The following is an 18,309-nucleotide window of genomic DNA, read 5'->3' on the forward strand; positions in this document are numbered from 1 at the left end:
TCCTTTGGGGAATGGTAAGACATTTGAGCTTATCCAAACTCCTGAACAGATGGCTCAATATATTGGTAAAGATGATGGAGGTCGGTGGTGGCATATAAGAGAGCCTCATCTTCCTATGGAGTTGCTAAACTTTACTCATCTGTTAGGTAACAAAGAGCTAACTGAGCAATATAGACAAAATGTTCAGTACCAGCTTACTACTCCTTATCAACAAAATCTTAATATATGCCAATACCTAGCTCAACATCATTTAGTTCAGGAAGATATGGAAAATTTTGATCCAGGGATAGGTAACCTAAGCAAACAAGGAATGTTATTTAAAGTTAAAAATGATTTTTATCGATTTCCTCATTTAGCTTTGGACCGGCTAGCCCTTCTTAAAAAAGTAGAAGCTTCTGACACTTTTGCTAGGATTGATAAACTAAGAGAGTTAGAAATTATAACGAAAAGAGCCAGTGAAAAGTTAAAAGATTGGATGAGCGTAGCATTATTCATGCGTCTTAAGACTTACTCACATTATCAAGCGCAACAAGAGATGATGAATCCTCTGCTTAAGCCTTTTGGGTTTGAGGATCCAGGTCTTATTCAACAGCAGTTTGCGCTGGATCATACAGCCTTAAAAAAGATAAAAAAAATTTACCGCATCTTCCTTCCTTTCTATCAATCTATCCATGAATTTTTAGTAGGCAATGAAGATTATCTTAAATCTTCTGAGTTGGAGGATAACTCACCAGAGATGCAAGGGGATATACATCGGAGGCTTTTCCAACATAAAAAAGCAGAAAAATGGTTTCTTTTAGCGAAAGAAGTAAATCCACAAAATACGAGGGTTTTAAATGCTCTTGCCATTATTTATCAAGAGCAAGGCAACTTACTGCAAGCGACAGAGCATACTAGCAAAGCACTCGCCATTGACCTTAAGCTTTTTGGTGAATATCATCACGAGGTGGCAAGAGATTACAATAACCTGGGAAAAATCTACCAAGAGCAAGGCAGGTTAGGCATGGCGGAAGAGTATATTAAAAAAGCCCTTGCCATTGTTCTTAAGCTTTTTGGGGAAAATCATCCCACGGTGGCAATCCTTTACCACAACCTGGGAGGAATCTATAAAGAGCAAGGCAATTTAGACAAAGCGGTAGAGTATAGCCGCAAAGCACTGGTCATTCACCTTAAGCTTTATGGTGAAAATCATCCTACGGTGGCAATCAGTTATAGCAGCCTAGGATTAATCTACAAGCAAGGCAATTTAGGCCAGGCGGAAGAGTATATCCACAAAGCGCTTGCCATTGATCTTAAGCTTTTTGGTGAATATCATCCCGAGGTAGCAAAAGATTACAATAACCTGGGAAGAATCTACCAAGAGCAAGGCAAGTTAGGCCAGGCGGAAGAGTATATTAAAAAAGCACTTGCCATTGACCTTAAGCTTTTTGGTGAAAATCATCCTACGGTGGCAACTTGTTACAATAATCTAGGACACATCTACCAAGCGCAAGGTAGTGTAGGCCAGGCGGAAGAGTATATTAAAAAAGCACTTGCCATTGACCTTAAGCTTTTTGGTGAAAATCATCCTACGGTGGCAACTCGTTACACTAATCTAGGACAAATCTACCACGGACAAGGCAGTTTAGACCAGGCGGAAGAGTACACTAACAAATCTCTCGCCATTAACCTTGAGCTTTTTGGTGAAAATCATCCCACGGTGGCAATTTATTACAATAACCTGGGAAAAATCTACCAAGAGCAAGGCAAGTTAGACCAGGCGGAAGAGTATATTAAAAAAGCACTTGCCATTGACCTTAAGCTTTTTGGTGAAAATCATCCCACGGTGGCAAGTTATTACAATAACCTGGGAAAAATTTACCAAGAGCAAGGCAAGTTAGGCCAAGCGGAAGAGTATACTAGCAAAGCGCTTGCCATCGACATTAAGCTTTTTGGAGAAAATCATCCCATGGTGGCAAGAAGTTACTGTAACATAGGACAAATCTACCAAGAGCAAGACAAGTTAGGCCAGGCGGAAGAGTATATTAAAAAAGCCCTTGCCATTGCTCTTAAGCTTTTTGGGGAAAATCATCCCACGGTGGCAATTTATTACAATGACCTAGGAGGAATCTACAAAGAGCAAGGCAAGTTAGGCCAGGCGGAAGAGTATAGCAACAAAGCCCTTGCCATTGACCTTAAGCTTTTTGGGGGAAATCATCCCGATGTGGCAAGGGATTACCATAACCTAGGGCAAATCTACAAAGACCGAGGCAATTTGGACAAAGCGGAAGAGTATAGCCGCAAAGCGCTAGTCATTCACTTTAAGCTTTATGGTGAAAATCATCCAAAGGTGGCAATCAGTTATAGCAATCTAGGACTAATCTACAAGCAAGGCAAATTAGGCCAGGCAGAAGAGTATACTAGCAAAGCGCTTGCCATTAGCCTTAACCTTTTTGGAGAAAATCATCCTGATGTGGCAAGGGATTACAATAATCTGGGGGCAATCTACCATAAGCAAGGCAAATTAGGCCAGGCGGAAGAGTATACTAGCAAAGCGCTTGCCATTAGCCTTAACCTTTTTGGAGAAAATCATCTCAGAGTGGCAAGTTTTTGCAATAACCTGGGAGCAATCTACCAAGACCTAAGTAATTTAGACAAAGCAGCAGAATATATTAACAAAGCGCTTGCCATTAGCCTTAACCTTTTTGGGGGAAATCATCCCGCTGTGGCAATTTATTACAATAACCTGGGAGGAATCTACCGAGAGCAAGGCAATCTAGACAAAGCAGCAGAATATATTAACAAAGCGCTTGTCATTAACCTTAGCCTTTTTGGTGAAAATCATCCTAAAGTGGCAATCTGTTACACCAACTTAGGAGCAATCTACCGAGAGCAAGGCAATTTAGGCGAAGCACCAGAGTATATTAACAAAGCGCTTGCCATTAACCTTAGCCTTTTTGGGGAAAATCATCCCGCTGTGGCAACTTGTTACAATAACCTGGAGGGAATCTACCGAGAACAAGGCAATCTAGACAAAGCAGCAGAGCATATTAACAAAACGCTTGCCATTAACCTTAGCCGTTTTGGGGAAAATCATCCTGATGTGGCAAATTGTTGCAATAAATTGGGAGCAATCTACCACGGACAAGGCAATTTAGGCAAAGCAGCAGAGTATATTAACAGAGTGCTTGCCATTAACCTTAAGCTTTTTGGGGAAAATCATTCCGAGGTGGCAACTTGCTACAACAACCTAGGGGGAATCTACCAAAGCCAAGGCAATTTAGACAAAGCGACAGAGTCTATTAACCAAGCGCTTGCTATTGGCCTTAAGCTTTTCGGTGAATATTCTCCCGAGGTGGCAAAAGATTACAATAACCTAGGGCAAATCTATCATGTGCAAGGCAATTTAGGTCAGGCGGAAGAGTCTATTAAAAAAGCGCTTGCCATTGACCTTGAGCTTTTTGGTAAATATTCTCCCGAGGTAGCAAAAGATTACAATAACCTAGGGCAAATCTACCAAGAGCAAGGCAATTTAGACAAAGCGAAAGATTATAGTAACAAAGCACTTGCCATTGCTTTTAAGCTTTTTGGTGAAAATCATCCCGAGGTGGCAAATTTTTACAGTAATCTGGGATCAATCTACAAAGAACAAGGCAACTTATGCAAAGCAGCACAATATACTAAAAAAGCGCTTGCCATCGACCTTAACCTTTTTGGTAAATATTCTCCCGAGGTAGCAAAAGATTACAATAACCTAGGGCAAATCTACCAAGAGCAAGGCAATTTAGACAAAGCGAAAGATTATAGTAACAAAGCACTTGCCATTGCTTTTAAGCTTTTTGGTGAAAATCATCCCGAGGTGGCAAATTTTTACAGTAATCTGGGATCAATCTACAAAGAACAAGGCAACTTATGCAAAGCAGCACAATATACTAAAAAAGCGCTTGCCATCGACCTTAACCTTTTTGGTAAATATCATCCCGAGGTGGCAATTTATTACAATAACCTAGGAAGAATCTGCCAAGACCAAGGCGATTTAGTCCAGGCCGAAGAGTATATTAACAAAGCGCTTGCCATTGGCATTAGGCTTTTTGGTGAAAATCATCCTGATGTAGCCATTCGTTATGATAACTTAGGACTAATCTACAAAGAGCAAGGCAATTTAGGCAAAGCGTTAGACTATAGCAACAAAGCGCTTACCATTAACCTTAAGCTTTTGGATGAAAATCATTCCGAGGCGGCAATTCATTACAATAACCTAGGAAGAATTTATCAAGGCCAAGGCAAGTTAGACCAGGCAATAGAGTTTATTAACAAAGCACTCACCCTCGACCTTAAGCATTATGGAGGAAATCATCCCAGGGTGGCCACTCGTTACAACAACCTAGGGCTCATTTACCAGGAAAAAGGCAATTTAAGCCAGGCAGAAGAGTTTATTAATAAGGCACTCACCATTGATCTTAAGCATTATGGAGAAAAACATCCCAGGGTGGCAATTCGTTACAACAACCTAGGAAAAATCTACCAAAATCAACGCAATTTAAGCCAGGCCGTAGAGTTTATTCAAAGAGCGCTCGCTATTAACCTTGAACTTTTTGGTAAATATCATCCCGAGGTGGCAAATTGTTACAACAACCTAGGATTGATCTACCAGCAAGAGGGCAACTTAGTCCAAGCGGAAGAGCTTATTAACAAAGCACTCGCTATCGACCTTAAACTTTTTGATGAAAATCATCCCAGGGTGGCAAGAGACTACAATAACTTAGCGACAATCTACCAAGGCCAACATAATTTAGACAAAGCGGCTGAATATATCAAGAAAGCACTTGCCATCGATCTTAAGCTTTATGGTGAAAATCATCCCAGGATGGCAATTTATTACAATAACCTAGGAGGAATCTGCCAAGAACAAGGAAATTTAGGCCAGGCGGAAGAGCATATTAACAAAGCACTTGCCATCGATCTTAACCATTTCGGCGAAAATCATCCCAGGGTGGTAATCTATTACAATAACCTAGGACAAATCTACCAAGCTTTGGGAGGAATCTACCAACAGCAAGGCAATTTAGGCCAAGCGAAAAAGTATACCAAGAAAGCGCTTGCTATTGCTCTTAAGCTTTTTAATGGAAACCACCCTATAGTAGCAATGCTAGTCAATAAGCTAAAAACGCTTTCATAAAGAGGTACTAAAACGTTTAACGATTAAAAATTTGTTTAGCCTAGGATAATATGAAGTTTAATTGATTATTCAAACCCCCTGCTAGAAGAATTTTAAGCAGCAAATAAGCATATGTAAAAAACTTAATTTTTTTAAAATTGCAAGCTTGCATAGGCCTGTAGCCACTCCTATCATTAAGCCCTTTTAACATCTACTAAAGTAGTTTTTAAATGCTAGCACTAACGGTTATTAAAGAAAGATAAACCTACTCAATTTCTAATTCTAGATAAGGAAAAGTTTTCCTAATTAACTCAATTCCATTTTTGCTAATGGGTGAATGCTTCAAAAGTACTTTTTTTAAGCTTGGGCATCTTTTAATCCCCTCTAAAACTCCCTTTTCAGAAAGAGAGTCACATCTAGAAATGTCTAGAAAATATAGATTTTTACAATGCATCATAATATCAATTAAAGCAGCGTCTATAACCAAGGAACGTGAAAGATTTAAAGCGGATAAATTGGGTAACAACCTACCTAGGTGAAAAAAAGCCTCACCACTGACTTTTTGACAATTGGCAAGGCTTAATTCTATAAGGGAAGGGCAGGCTTGAATAATCATTTTTAAATCATTATCGTTAATTTGTATGCAACGCGAGATGTCAAAAGTCTTTAGTTGTTTGAAATGTTGTAGATGAGGCCATATTCCATAGTTTAAATGTTCATTACTGCTTAAATCTAGTTTTAAAAGATGTGGGCAGGTATTTGCTAAGATATTTAAAGCCTCAGCATTAACCCAGGAGCAACGCGATAAACACAACTCTTGCAATGTGGGTGGAAAATCGGCTAGATGATCTAAGAAAATAGCTGACTCACTCAAATCTAATCCTATTAGCTGGGGGGTATGATTGGTCATCATTTTAAAATAAGGATCAGCAGCCATTTTACCTGAAAAAGTAAGGTGGGTAATAGATGAAGAGAGGGTATTGAATACTTCTAAGGCGATCGACTTGTAATGTAGAAATTCTATTGAAAGACGGTTTAGCGAAGTCACCAGAAAACGCACGCCCCAATCTAGCTGATTGATAAACTCTATGCAGCCACTTTTTAAAAGTGGTAAGGAATGATGATGAGCTTTAATCAATATCTCTAATACGTTATTCCTATCTATGTATCGATGTAAAACCCTTTCGCAGGCTTCCCCGAGGGGTGCAAAGCCTAAAATTTTTAGATCTTTGAGAAGGGCCCAAAGCTCCTCTGGCGACTTTTTCCATACATCTTCCGCTATATTTGTCAGGGCAAACTTTTCAATCACCTCCATCGTTTGAGGAAAAATACCATCAATCTTAAGAATACGTCTTTCTACATAAGAGCACTCTTTCATGATACGTCGTCTAAAATAGTAACTATGATGGCTTAATAGTAAGCTATTAAAAAAATATTCTTGCTCCCCGCTTTTAATCGTTAAATCTAAAGGAATAAAAGCTTTTAGAAATTCCATATGCTGATAAGTAGAAGGTATGACCTGATAAAAGAAATGATAAGGAAGATTGGTATGAATATGGGCATCCGTAAACCATTTAAAAAGGGCTTTCATCGGGCTAGGATAGGATTCAATCCAGTGCTCATCATTGCAAGCAGCGAGGAAAAAAGAGACTAAATCCGCAGAATGCCTAGATAGCTGTTCAATAAACTCTTCTTCTTTTTCGATCTTGCTATATTTCATCAAATGAAGCGGTGTCCCTAACGGCATACGCATATTATCGTCAGCTTTATTTTAAGTTTTGTTTTTCACCCATAACATAAAAAAATTTCTATCTCTACATAAAAATCAGCGTGAAATTAATAAAGACCTTTTTCTTTTAGCAAGCGATAAAAAGGCAAGAGAAAGAATAGACCATAAATCTGCATATTTCCATACCTAGTAATTAGCCGAGCTTGTTAAAATAATCGTTACTTTTGGATAAGGTGCTTATATGTCTAAAACATGGTCTATAGAATGCTTAAAAAAACATATTACCCCTATAAACTTGGCTCAAAAAATTGAAGAGCTACGTGAGCAAGGTCAAAAGATTGCCACGATTAATGGGTCCTTCGATTTGCTACATGCTGGGCATTTGCAAATTTTATTCGAAGCTTCTCAGCAAGCAGATATTCTTATTGCAGCCCTTAATAGTGATCAATCGATCAAGCAATATAAAAGCCCTTGGCGTCCTATCATTCCTTTAGAATTTCGCTTGCAAATGATAAGTGCTCTTAGCTTTATCGATTATGTGACCTGGTTTGAAGAAACTAATCCTATTGAACTGCTTAAAATTATTAAACCGGATGTACATGTCAATGGAGCAGAATATGGAGAAAATTGCCTAGAAGCAGAGATAGTTCGCGCGAGTGGCGGGCGTCTGCACCTCGTGAATTTGATTCCTGGCCTATCTACCTCACAAATATTAAAGAAAATTTCCTCGTTACCATCTTAGGAGATCCGATCATGCGTTTGATAGGAACATTTAAAAATCAAAAGCAAGCACAAAACCTTTCTGCTTTCCTTGAAGGCTACGGCATTAATCATCAACTGGAAATAGAGAAGAATACCGATTGGGGTAGCCAAAATTATGGCGATATGATTTATAAACTGTGGGTCATTGAAGAAGAAGACTTAGAAAAAGCCTTGGAAAAAGTGCAAGCTTTTTTAGATAATCCTCAAGCTGCTATGGCGGCTGCTCCTGCCTCAAAAAGTTGGCTAAAAGAGCCTTTGAAAGAAAAAATCAAAGAAGCTCACTTAAAAATGATAGGCCAAAAAAAACTGCAATATGCTAAAACCAGTGGCTGGGGTAAAATTACTACCACCTTATTAATTCTTTGCTCTCTTCTACTTTTCCTTTCTACCTTCACAGCACCTTCACTTAATCGCATCTCTAATAAACTACCCAGCAGCGTGCTATTAAACTCCCCTGTCCATAAAGCTTTGATGTATGATTATCCTTACGCTTACACCATAATGGATAAAATTATTAGTGCTTATGGGATCGAAAGCCTTCAAGATCCTACGGAAATGTCGTTTCAGGAGCAGATCCTCCTTAACACCTTTAATCATACCCCCTACTGGAAAGGACTGTATGCTAAACTGAGTAATCGTTTTTTCACTGCGAATGCTTCCGAAGAGTCTAATCCTCCTTTATTTGAAAAAATTCGTGAAGGGCAAATTTGGCGTTTATTAACCCCTATTTTGCTCCATGATGATATTTTTCATCTATTCTTTAACATGATATGGCTCCTTGTTTTAGGTAAACAAATGGAAGAGCGCCTGCGTCCTAGCCGTTACATTTTATTTATCGTTCTCGCTGGCATATTAACAAATACTCTACAATATTTGATGGGAGGGCCTAATTTTCTGGGATTTTCAGGGGTGCTCTGTGCCATGCTCACCTTTGTCTGGATGCGCCAGAAGAAGGCTGCCTGGGAAGGATATCAATTGCAGGCCTCAACTTTTACATTTATTATGGTATTTATCATTGCGATGTTTGGCATTCAACTGGTATCATTTTTGATGGAAATTTACACAAAATCAGCCTTTTCCCCCGGTATAGCGAATACAGCGCACTTATCAGGAGCTATTGTTGGCCTTCTGTTAGGTAGCCTGGACTTTTTTGCTTATAAAAACCGTTAATTTTTTTAGTTTATGACCGTACGAGATATCATCATTTTAGGCTGCTCAAGTCAGCAACCCACCCGCATGCGCAACCATGGTGCCTATTTAGTACGCTGGAATGATGAAGGGCTATTGTTTGATCCAGGGGAAGGCACACAGAGACAATTTATTTTCGCTAATGTAGCTCCTACAGTGGTGACACGTATCTTTGTCTCCCATTTTCATGGAGATCATTGCTTAGGGCTAGGTTCTGTTCTGATGCGTCTTAATCTCGATAAGGTTACTCATCCTATTCACTGTTATTACCCGGCAAGTGGCAAACGCTTTTTTGATCGTCTGCGCTATGGAACCATTTATCATGAGCTCATCCATGTGGTCGAACATCCCGTCTCTAAAGGGGGGCTAGTTCACGATGATGGTAAATTTCGCATTGAAGCCGTGGAATTGGATCATGGTGTAGAAAACTTAGGGTGGAGAATTACCGAACCTGACACCCGCAAATATGAGCGCAATAATCTGCAAACTTTGGGCGTTAAAGGACCTTTAGTGCGTGAACTGGAGCAGAAAGGTTTTCTGGTCTTAGATGGAAAAACGGTGACTTTAGATCAGGTCAGCCATATTAGGAAAGGCGACAGCCTTGCAGTAGTTATCGATACCCGTTACTGTCAAAACGCCATCGATATCGCTCGCCATGCTAAGGTTTTAATCTGTGAAAGCACCTACTTAGAAGAGCATCAGGAACTAGCACGTAAGCATTTTCACCTAACCGCCAAGCAAGCTGCTACTATTGCCAAAGAAGCCGGTGTAAAGCAACTTATACTCACTCATTTTTCCGCACGCTACCAAAACTTAAGGCCTTTTGAAGAAGAAGCTCGAGCCGTCTTCCCCCAAACTTATATTGCTGATGATTTATTAACATTTCCTTTTCCTAAAAACCTTTAAGAAAAAAATGTATGTTTATCTCTACGGCCCAAAAGTTTTTAAAGCATCTTAAAACCATCAAAAATGCTTCGGAACATACTGTCCGTAATTATGCCATCGATCTAAATGCCTTTAAAATTTATATTGAAACTCACCATTTACCTCCTAGAGCTTCTCAAGAAATAGCACCTAAAATTCATCATAACATGATAGATAAATATTCTACTGCCTATGATGCCCTTATTCCTCTGTCCATGATCGACCGCAAGACCATTCGGGGATTTTTAGCCACACTTACTCAAGGCGGTATCAATAAAAAGACAATTGTTAGACGGCTTTCCTCAATTCGTGCCTTCTTTAAATATGCGTTTGCCCATAAATTTATAAGCATTAATCCTACGGAAGAGCTAGATACGCCGAAAATAGAAAAAAAGCTTCCCACCTCTCTTTCCTACGACCAAGTTTTAAAAATCTTTGCAGCACCGGACCTCTCTACTTTCTTAGGTTTTCGCGATCGCGTAATTATGGAGCTATTTTACAGCTCTGGATTACGCGTCAGTGAGCTAGCTTCTCTTAATCGTCGCGATTTTGATCATCAAAACTTGCTTGTACGCCTTAAAGGTAAAGGAAAAAAAGAAAGAGTGATTCCCATTACCAAAAATGCTGCTCAATGGATTCAAAAATATCTCGAGCATCCTGAACGCCATACTTGTACGGATGGACATAGAGAACAAGTGGACTCCCAGGCAATCTTTTTGAATAAGTTAGGTACTCGACTTACCACGCGCTCAATCGATCGAACATTTGATAATTATATAAGAAATAGTGGCTTAGCCGGCAAAATTACGCCTCACACGATTCGTCACACAATTGCTACGCATTGGTTAGAGAATGGCATGGATCTAAAAACCATTCAAGTTTTGCTAGGCCATACCTCGTTATCTACAACCACTATTTATACTCAAGTATCACCTAAGCTTAAGAAAAAAGTTTATCATCAATCTCATCCCCGTGCAAAAGCTTCATAAGCTAGGGCACAAAAGCTAATTCTTTTTGCCGCTTTGATGGATAATTTTTCCAAAAAAATTTTTATGGTTAAATTTATTTAACTCTGCATCATGCAAAAAAATTTAGGTCATTATTTTGTAATAAGGCTTCAACATACTTCTAAAGCAGCGTAAGGGGTTTAAAAGGGGGTAAAGTTAATCCTGAATTTTAGTTGCGAGTTATCTGTATTCTAGGTAATATAATAAGGAAAAAATCTAAAATTTATTATCTTATGCTGACTTTAAATAAAATATCTAAAAGCTTTGGTAGCCGCGTCCTATTTGAAGAAGTTATTATGACTTTTAATGCGGGGAATCGCTATGGCTTAACAGGGCCTAACGGAGCAGGAAAAACTACTTTACTTAAAATCATTATGGGCGTGGAAGAGGCCACAAGTGGAAGCATTACTCTGCCTGACCGAGTAGGGATTCTAAAACAAAATATCGAAGCCTATAGCGATATTAAAGTGGTCGATGTCGTAATCATGGGTAATAAACGCTTGTGGGATGCCTTTAAAGAACGTGACGCTCTTTATGAAGTAGAAATGACAGATGATGTAGGCATGCGTCTGGGGGAAATAGAAGGAATTATCGCCGAAGAAGATGGCTATTCTGCTGAATCTAATGCGGAAATTTTATTAGCAGGTATGGGAATTGCGGAAGAATTTTTTTATCTTAAAATGCATGAGATTCCCTTAGACCATCAATTTAGAGTGCTACTATGTCAAGCTTTATTTGGAGATCCTCAAGCCTTGCTGCTGGATGAACCTACTAACCACCTCGATTTAGAGTCTATTGGGTGGCTGGAGAACTTTTTGCACGGTTATAAAGGCGTGCTTATTGTGATCAGCCATGATCGCCATTTCTTGAATTCGGTGACTACCCATATAGCGGATATCGATTATGAGACTATCATCCTTTATCCTGGCAACTATGATGATATGATTGCAGCTAAAAGTGCAGTACGCGATCGGGCGGAAGCAGATGCTAAATCTAAAGAAAAAAAGATTGCTCAACTGCGCGAATTTGTGTCTAAATTTGGCGCCGGAACACGTGCAAGCCAAGTGCAGTCACGCCAACGGGAAATTTCTCGTTTACAGCCTCAAGAGCTAAAGAAAACAAATATTCAACGTCCTTACATCCGTTTTATACCCACAGAAAAGCAGCCAGGTAAAATTGTATTGAAAGTAGACAATATACAAAAAGCTTATGATGGACCGGCGGTTGTTACCAATTTTTCTTTAGAAATTGCTAGGGAAGATAAAATTGGTATTATCGGTAATAATGGCCGCGGAAAGACGACTCTGATTAGAATGCTAGCACAAGCTTTATCTCCTGATAAAGGAAATATAGAACATGGCCATCAAGTACAGATCTGTTATTTTCCACAAAATCATATGGAAGCTGTAGACAAAAACGTTAAGCAAACAGCGTTTGAATGGCTTAAAGAAAGACGCCCTGGTATCTATGATCAAGATATCCGTAGTGTAATGGGCAAAATGCTATTTGGTGGAGACGATGCTTTTAAGCCGGTAGCTAGTCTTTCTGGTGGCGAGACAGCACGCCTGATTATCGCGGGTATGATGTTAGCCGAGCATAACGTTCTTTTGCTGGATGAGCCTAATAATCATCTCGACCTAGAGGCTGTCTCTGCGTTAGCATGGGGATTAAATGAGTATAAAGGCACAGTAGTAGTCGTCAGTCATGATCGTGATCTGATCTCTCAAGTAGCTAACAAAATTATTGCTTTTGAAGAAAATGGTATCCAAGTATTTGACGGAAATTTAGATGAATATTTAGCTGTCAAAGCAGAGAAACAAAAAGCTTAAGATTCCTCAAGGCCAAATGTTTATTAAAAGAAAGTTCTTATCATTTTCTATGGAAAAACAACATAAAAAATGTGCAGAGCTTTTATTAGCCATTTACAAAAGCAAAATTGCCTTCCAACCTATAGAGGAGATGTTAACTCATTATCATGAGCTACAAGGATGGATGCAGGCGGAAGATAAACTCTCCTCGGATGCTAAAGAGATCGCCAATCGTTATCATTACCATCTTAAGTTATCTAATCGAAAAGTTCGAGAGCATCATTTATTGCCATCTATCCGGCGAGGAGATCGAGCGCAAGGAGAGAAAATATGGCCCATCTCTATCTATTTAGACTCTTTAAGATCAGCTCATAACGTAGGGAGTATTATTCGAACCACCGAAGCTTTTGCTTTAGGAGCTATCTATTTCTCTGAGCATACTCCCTATATAAACAATCAACAGGTGCAAAATGCTTCTATGGGAACCTTTCAATGGATAGAGTGCCACCCTAGCTGTAAAGCAACTGATTTGCCTCGTCCCTTGATTGTGATGGAGACAAGCCCACAAGCTATATCTTTATATGACTTTGTTTTTCCTGAAACCTTTACCTTAGCCTTAGGCAATGAAGAATATGGTTGCTCAGATGAAGTTTTAAAGATAGCTGACCACCTTATTGAAATCCCCCTGAGAGGCCGTAAGAATTCATTAAATGTGGCAAATGCCTTTGCCATAACTGCTAGCGAAATTTATAGGCAAAAGAAGGAAGATCATGGCCAAAAAAGCACCTAAAAAACAACTTCCCCTACAAGCAAACGCACCCTTACACATCCGCACCTGCTATCCATCTCCTATTTTAGAAAGCATAAATGATAAGACGGATGAGGAAAAAATTAAACTGATCGCTGAAAAGTACACCGAGATTCTACAAATACTAGGGCTCGATTTATCTGATGATTCCCTGCAAGATACTCCAAGCCGTATTGCTCGTATGTATGTTAAGGAGATCTTTTCTGGGCTTAAAGATGATAACTTTCCTGAGGTGAGTTTTTTTGAGAACAAATATGAACCTTCTAAAAGGGAAGATGCTAATATTATCCTAGTAAAAGTTAATTTTACTAGCTTTTGTGAACACCACTTTGTTCCTATGCGCGGCTATGCGTATGTCGCTTACATCCCTCATAAAAAATTGATCGGCTTATCAAAAATCCCCCGTATCGTGCGTTTTTTTGCTAAGCGACCTCAAGTGCAAGAAAGATTAGCTGCGCAAATCGTAGATTCGCTTGCTCATCTACTTGATACTGAGAATGTAGCTATTTCGATTATTGCAGAACACTACTGTGTCATTGCTCGCGGCATTGAAAATGAACATAGCCACACGGTCACTAATATTCTGCGAGGTAACTTTCAAAATAATGAGGTAGTGCGCCGGGAATTTTTTGAAAGCATTAGGATGTATAATAATACGCCTGTGTAAGGCAGGGATAATAGCATTAACTATCTTGCTATTTTATCCAAAGGATAAACTTAAAAACCCATCCTAGCTAGAGGTAAAAAACTTTTCGATGGGCTTTTTTGCTCGCCATGCAAAAATTCATCCCACGCATGCACTAAAAAGTATTCACCCTATGCTTTTGATAGGCCTTTAGGTAAGAAAAGCAGCTCAGGAAAATCTAATTTGCTTTTTAAGCAACTCTTTATGTAATCGTATACCTAATAAAAAGCTTGTTTTAAGAAGAGAGCCAGCTTGAAAAAAGCTAATTTCTTGAATAGATAAGAAGAAAAATAAAAGTCTGGGAAGATTTTAAGCCGGATTCTGTCTCACGGCCTTGTGACCGTTGGGCAATCATTCATCTAGGCACATTATCACTAACATGCTCAAGCGACCCTTATAAAGCATAGCGGAGAACTATAAAGCTTTAATTCGGTCTTGCTTCGGATAGGGTTTGTCATCTCTTGAGTCTCCTCAAGTAGAGCTTCCTCTTAAAGTTAGCATTTCACCCTGTCTATTTAACTAGAAGTTAAACAGCGGCATATTTTCTGTTACACTTTCCGTAGCCTTACGGCCCCCAGCTTTTCGCTGGTATCCTCTCCTATGAAGTCCAGACTTTCCTCCCTTACTTAAAAAGTAAGAGCGATTGCCTCTCTTCCCAGACATGCTTTTATTCACTTGAAGTGATTATGGGTAGATATTTCCTAAAGGACAAATAAACTTAAAGGCTTAACTGTAGGGTTTACTGCTTTAATAGTAAGTAAACGCTTAGATTAAACTTAACTTTTTATTTTTGTAGAACGGCGACGACGCGTCTTTGTAGCCACACTTGTACCTTCAAGTGCTTCGCTTTCTTGCCAATAATGAATACGTGCGCAATGCTCACAGAAGACTAAACGCTCACCTTTTCGTACTAGGTTTTCATCTTGAGCTGTTAACATAATGTGGCATCCACTACAGCAACGGTTTTCAATAGGAACAACCACGCGGTCTTTTTTATTGCGCAGTAATCTCTCGTAGATGCGAAATGTTTCGGGATCAGCCTTAAGGACAAGCTCATCACGTTTTTGCTTGAGTTGTCTTCCCTCAGCATTAATTTCACGAATACTTTCCATAATTTCAGCTTCAAGAGCTTTACTACTTTCGCTAGTTGCTTCAAGGCTTTGAGTAAGATTTTTCAGATGGTCTTCTTCTATAGCTAGCTTGTCATAAAGGTCACTTAATCGCAATTCTTTAGCTATACGTTCTCGATCTACTGCCGACATCTCTTGGCTTAAAGCATTAAACTCTTCTACCTTTTTTACATGATTTTGTTGCGCTTCCAGCTTCTTTAGCTTAGCGACAATGTCATGATGCTCACCTTCCACAAGACGTATATGCTTTTTTAATTCTGCAATTTCCGATTCTTTTACAAGAGATTGGTGTTGCAAGTCCGATTTAACAGAATTAATATTATGCAATTCATCTTGGCGCTCTTTTTTGAGCCTCATTAATTGAATAAGCTGCATATCAAATTCTTGTATTTCTAAAATTATGTTAAGAGCTTCTTGCATGCTTTTTCCTACGCGTTGTAAAGGTGGCCTTAATCAGGTCTTTGCTATTTTGCTATAAAGCATAGTTCCTTCCAGGATAATTCTCAAGAAAAAAGTCTGAAAAAGTTTATTTCTGAATGAACCCATCTTGTAAAGAAAGCCAGCTAGAAGAAATGCAAAAGTTAAAAGAATTTTTATAGAAAAACAAAAAAAGCTTTACTTAATCGATATAAATTATTTTTTACACCCTCTCCTTCTCTCAATCAGCTTAAAATGACTCAAATGGCTTAATTTTTTAAAATTTTCTCAATTGTTTTTCTTTTCTTATTCCCTCTTAACTTTCAGCTTCCTTGATAAAAAAACCTCAATTCAAACTCAAAGGTTTTATATTTAGATATTTATCTATTATTAAATTTTGCTTTTTTTTTAATTTAGTCCATAAACTTGGTTATCTTCTTCAATCGATAAAAATCCTTCTTTTATATTTCTTAACCTTAAAAGTAATCTCATTTACAAATTTGCATATTTAAGATAAATTGGTTCCTCTTATGATCCTTAATGAGGAGCTTGCGTATGACATTATTAGACAATTATTTTGCAAAAAGTGCCCCCAGCGAACGTAATAAAGCTACTATCGCCTACTTAGCAGCTTTAGATTATATTGAAACAACAGCCCCTCAAATCAGTGCGAGCATCTTGCAAGAACTTAAAGATCAACGCTCATATCTTAAGCTTATTGCTTCAGAAAATTTTTCTTCCCTAGCTGTTCAACTAGCTATGGGAAATCTTCTGACAGATAAGTATGCCGAAGGATTTGCCCATCATCGTTTTTATGCAGGCTGCGAAAACGTCGATACAGTTGAAGAAATAGCCATCAAAGAGCTTAAGTCTATTTTTGGCTGCGAAGAAGCTTATGTCCAGCCTCACTCTGGAGCGGATGCTAATTTAGTTGCTTTTTGGTCTATTCTTGTGCAACGTGTGCAAAATCCTACCATTGAAAAGCTAGGTAAAAAAAATCTCGATGAATTAGCTCCCCACGAATATGAAAATATTCGTCAACTGATGCTTAATCAAAAAGTCATGGGAATGTCTTTAAACTCTGGAGGGCATTTAACACATGGCTACCGGCATAACATATCCAGTAAAATGATGAAAGCTGTTCTTTATGATGTGGATCCCTCTACTGAGCTTTTAGATTACTCACAGCTTGCAAACATGGCTAAACAAGAGAAACCTACTATTCTTTTAGCAGGTTATTCAGCTTATCCTCGCAGAATTAACTTTGCTAAAATGCGTGAAATAGCAGATAGCGTGGGGGCCGTGTTAATGGTCGATATGGCTCATTTTGCCGGATTAGTGGCGGGGAAAGTATTCACTGGTGAGTTTAATCCTATTCCTTATGCCCATATTGTCACTTCTACCACCCACAAGACCCTGCGCGGACCACGTGGTGGCATTATCCTATGCACTAAAGAATATATCGACATTGTCAATAAAGGATGCCCCCTTGTCCTGGGAGGTCCTTTGCCCCATGTGATAGCTGCAAAAGCTATTGCTTTCAAAGAGGCTAATAGCAAGGCATTCTGCGATTATGCACAAAAAATCGTGGATAACATGCAAGCCCTTGCTGCTCAATTTCGCAAAAGAGGGATTCGATTAGTGACAGGAGGAACAGAAAATCATTTGCTAATTTTAGACTTAACTCAATATGGGTTGACGGGCAGACATGCTGAGACGGCACTACGCCAAGCCATGTTGACTGTCAATCGTAATGCCATACCTTTTGACAAAAATGGACCCTGGTACACTTCTGGCGTCCGCATGGGAGCAGCAGCAGTCACAACGTTAGGATTAGGTGTTGAGGAAATGGCTGAAATCGCAGATATCTCTGCTGATATCCTTACTCATACTACCCCCATTATAAATAACAAAACCGGGCAACCCAGTAAAGCACAAGCAATCGTAGAGCCTGTAATTTTAGAAAGATCCCGAAGCCGTGTAGCAGAACTTTTGCAGCACTATCCTCTTTATCCTGAAATCATTGTAAATGATGCTTGATTTTGCAAGCTAAAATAAGGATAATAAGGCTTAATTTAATCTTCGGAGAAGACATCCATGGCTAAAGCAGATAAAGAAAAAGATAACTATAGCAGCATACCTTTTATTAGGCTCGAAGATCGTATAGATAGCGTAATCCTTGAATCCCGCCGCATTTTTTTAAGTGATGCGGTTGACAGCAATTCAGCCGAAAGCATTATTCGTAAGCTTTGGTATTTGGAACTTACGGCTCCAGGAAAACCTATTTTATTTGTAATCAATAGCCCCGGTGGTTCTGTCGACTCAGGATTTGCTATTTGGGATCAAATTCAACTTATGAAATCTCCTGTTACAACTTTAGTGTGCGGCTTAGCAGCCTCTATGGGCTCTGTATTAAGCCTTTCAGCCGCTCCGAAACGACGCTTTGCTACCCCTCAGTCAAGGATTATGATTCACCAACCTCTGATTGGAGGGGTGATTAAAGGCCAAGCGACTGATTTAGAGATTCAGGCAAAAGAAATGCTTAAGACGCATGAAGCTCTGATAAGACTTTACATGCATCAGACAGGTAAAGACTATGAAACCATTCAAAAAGCGATGGATCGCGATAACTGGTTAAGCCCCCAAGAAGCCCTAGAATTTGGCTTGCTAGATGGCATTGTTCATTCTATAGACGATTTAGAGATGTAAAAATA

Annotated in this window: 12 protein-coding genes and 1 other RNA gene; 10 read left to right on the forward strand and 3 right to left on the reverse strand. The window is 39.1% G+C overall.

Going from position 1 to position 18,309, the window contains the following annotated elements; genetic code table 11:
• On the forward strand, positions 1-5,158 hold a 5,158-nt coding region (locus NEOC95_RS01055; protein WP_213151070.1), incomplete at its 5' end, for a tetratricopeptide repeat protein.
• 244 nt (positions 5,159-5,402) lie between these two features.
• Here the strand turns inward: NEOC95_RS01055 and NEOC95_RS01060 are convergent.
• Positions 5,403-6,884, reverse strand: a complete 1,482-nt coding sequence (locus NEOC95_RS01060; RefSeq protein WP_213151072.1) for a leucine-rich repeat domain-containing protein — start codon at positions 6,882-6,884, stop codon at positions 5,403-5,405.
• Positions 6,885-7,107: 223 nt separating this feature from the next.
• Between NEOC95_RS01060 and NEOC95_RS01065 the strand changes: the two genes are divergently transcribed.
• From NEOC95_RS01065 to folE, 7 genes are all read left to right on the forward strand, one after another.
• Positions 7,108-7,608 carry an adenylyltransferase/cytidyltransferase family protein gene (locus NEOC95_RS01065; RefSeq protein WP_213151074.1) on the forward strand — a complete coding sequence of 167 codons (501 nt, stop codon included), beginning with the start codon at positions 7,108-7,110 and terminating at the stop codon, positions 7,606-7,608.
• A gap of 11 nt (positions 7,609-7,619) precedes the next feature.
• Entirely contained in the window at positions 7,620-8,798 is a 1,179-nt protein-coding gene (locus NEOC95_RS01070; protein ID WP_213151076.1) for a rhomboid family intramembrane serine protease, read from the forward strand.
• A gap of 12 nt (positions 8,799-8,810) precedes the next feature.
• Positions 8,811-9,722: a ribonuclease Z gene (locus NEOC95_RS01075; RefSeq protein ID WP_213151078.1), complete on the forward strand. Its 912-nt coding sequence runs from the start codon at positions 8,811-8,813 to the stop codon at positions 9,720-9,722.
• An 11-nt stretch (positions 9,723-9,733) separates the two neighbouring features.
• The gene (locus NEOC95_RS01080) at positions 9,734-10,729 is read left to right on the forward strand and encodes a tyrosine recombinase XerC (protein ID WP_166154634.1); all 996 of its coding nucleotides are present in this window, start codon (positions 9,734-9,736) and stop codon (positions 10,727-10,729) included.
• Between the two features lie 251 nt (positions 10,730-10,980).
• On the forward strand, positions 10,981-12,576 hold the full coding sequence (locus NEOC95_RS01085) for an ATP-binding cassette domain-containing protein (RefSeq protein WP_166154632.1): 1,596 nt from the start codon (positions 10,981-10,983) through the stop codon (positions 12,574-12,576).
• Positions 12,577-12,625: 49 nt separating this feature from the next.
• The gene (locus NEOC95_RS01090) at positions 12,626-13,345 is read left to right on the forward strand and encodes a TrmH family RNA methyltransferase (RefSeq protein ID WP_166154630.1); all 720 of its coding nucleotides are present in this window, start codon (positions 12,626-12,628) and stop codon (positions 13,343-13,345) included.
• Positions 13,326-14,030 (forward strand): GTP cyclohydrolase I FolE, encoded by a 705-nt coding sequence (gene folE, locus NEOC95_RS01095; RefSeq protein ID WP_213151079.1) that lies wholly within the window; start codon positions 13,326-13,328, stop codon positions 14,028-14,030. The genes NEOC95_RS01090 and folE overlap by 20 nt, the downstream gene beginning before the upstream one ends.
• A 312-nt stretch (positions 14,031-14,342) precedes the next feature.
• On the opposite strand, the gene rnpB is transcribed toward folE, so the two are convergent.
• Both rnpB and cdsZ read right to left on the reverse strand, forming a co-directional pair.
• An RNA gene (gene rnpB, locus NEOC95_RS01100) (RNase P RNA component class A) lies at positions 14,343-14,707 on the reverse strand.
• A gap of 117 nt (positions 14,708-14,824) precedes the next feature.
• On the reverse strand, positions 14,825-15,598 hold the full coding sequence (gene cdsZ / locus NEOC95_RS01105) for a zinc ribbon domain regulatory protein CdsZ (protein ID WP_166154626.1): 774 nt from the start codon (positions 15,596-15,598) through the stop codon (positions 14,825-14,827).
• 552 nt (positions 15,599-16,150) lie between these two features.
• Here cdsZ and NEOC95_RS01110 point away from each other — a divergent pair.
• Positions 16,151-17,635: a glycine hydroxymethyltransferase gene (locus NEOC95_RS01110; RefSeq protein ID WP_213151080.1), complete on the forward strand. Its 1,485-nt coding sequence runs from the start codon at positions 16,151-16,153 to the stop codon at positions 17,633-17,635.
• 57 nt (positions 17,636-17,692) lie between these two features.
• Positions 17,693-18,304: an ATP-dependent Clp protease proteolytic subunit gene (locus NEOC95_RS01115; RefSeq protein ID WP_042241773.1), complete on the forward strand. Its 612-nt coding sequence runs from the start codon at positions 17,693-17,695 to the stop codon at positions 18,302-18,304.
• Positions 18,305-18,309 lie beyond the last annotated feature (5 nt).

Source organism: Neochlamydia sp. AcF95, from assembly GCF_018342455.1.
Lineage (GTDB): Bacteria > Chlamydiota > Chlamydiia > Chlamydiales > Parachlamydiaceae > Neochlamydia.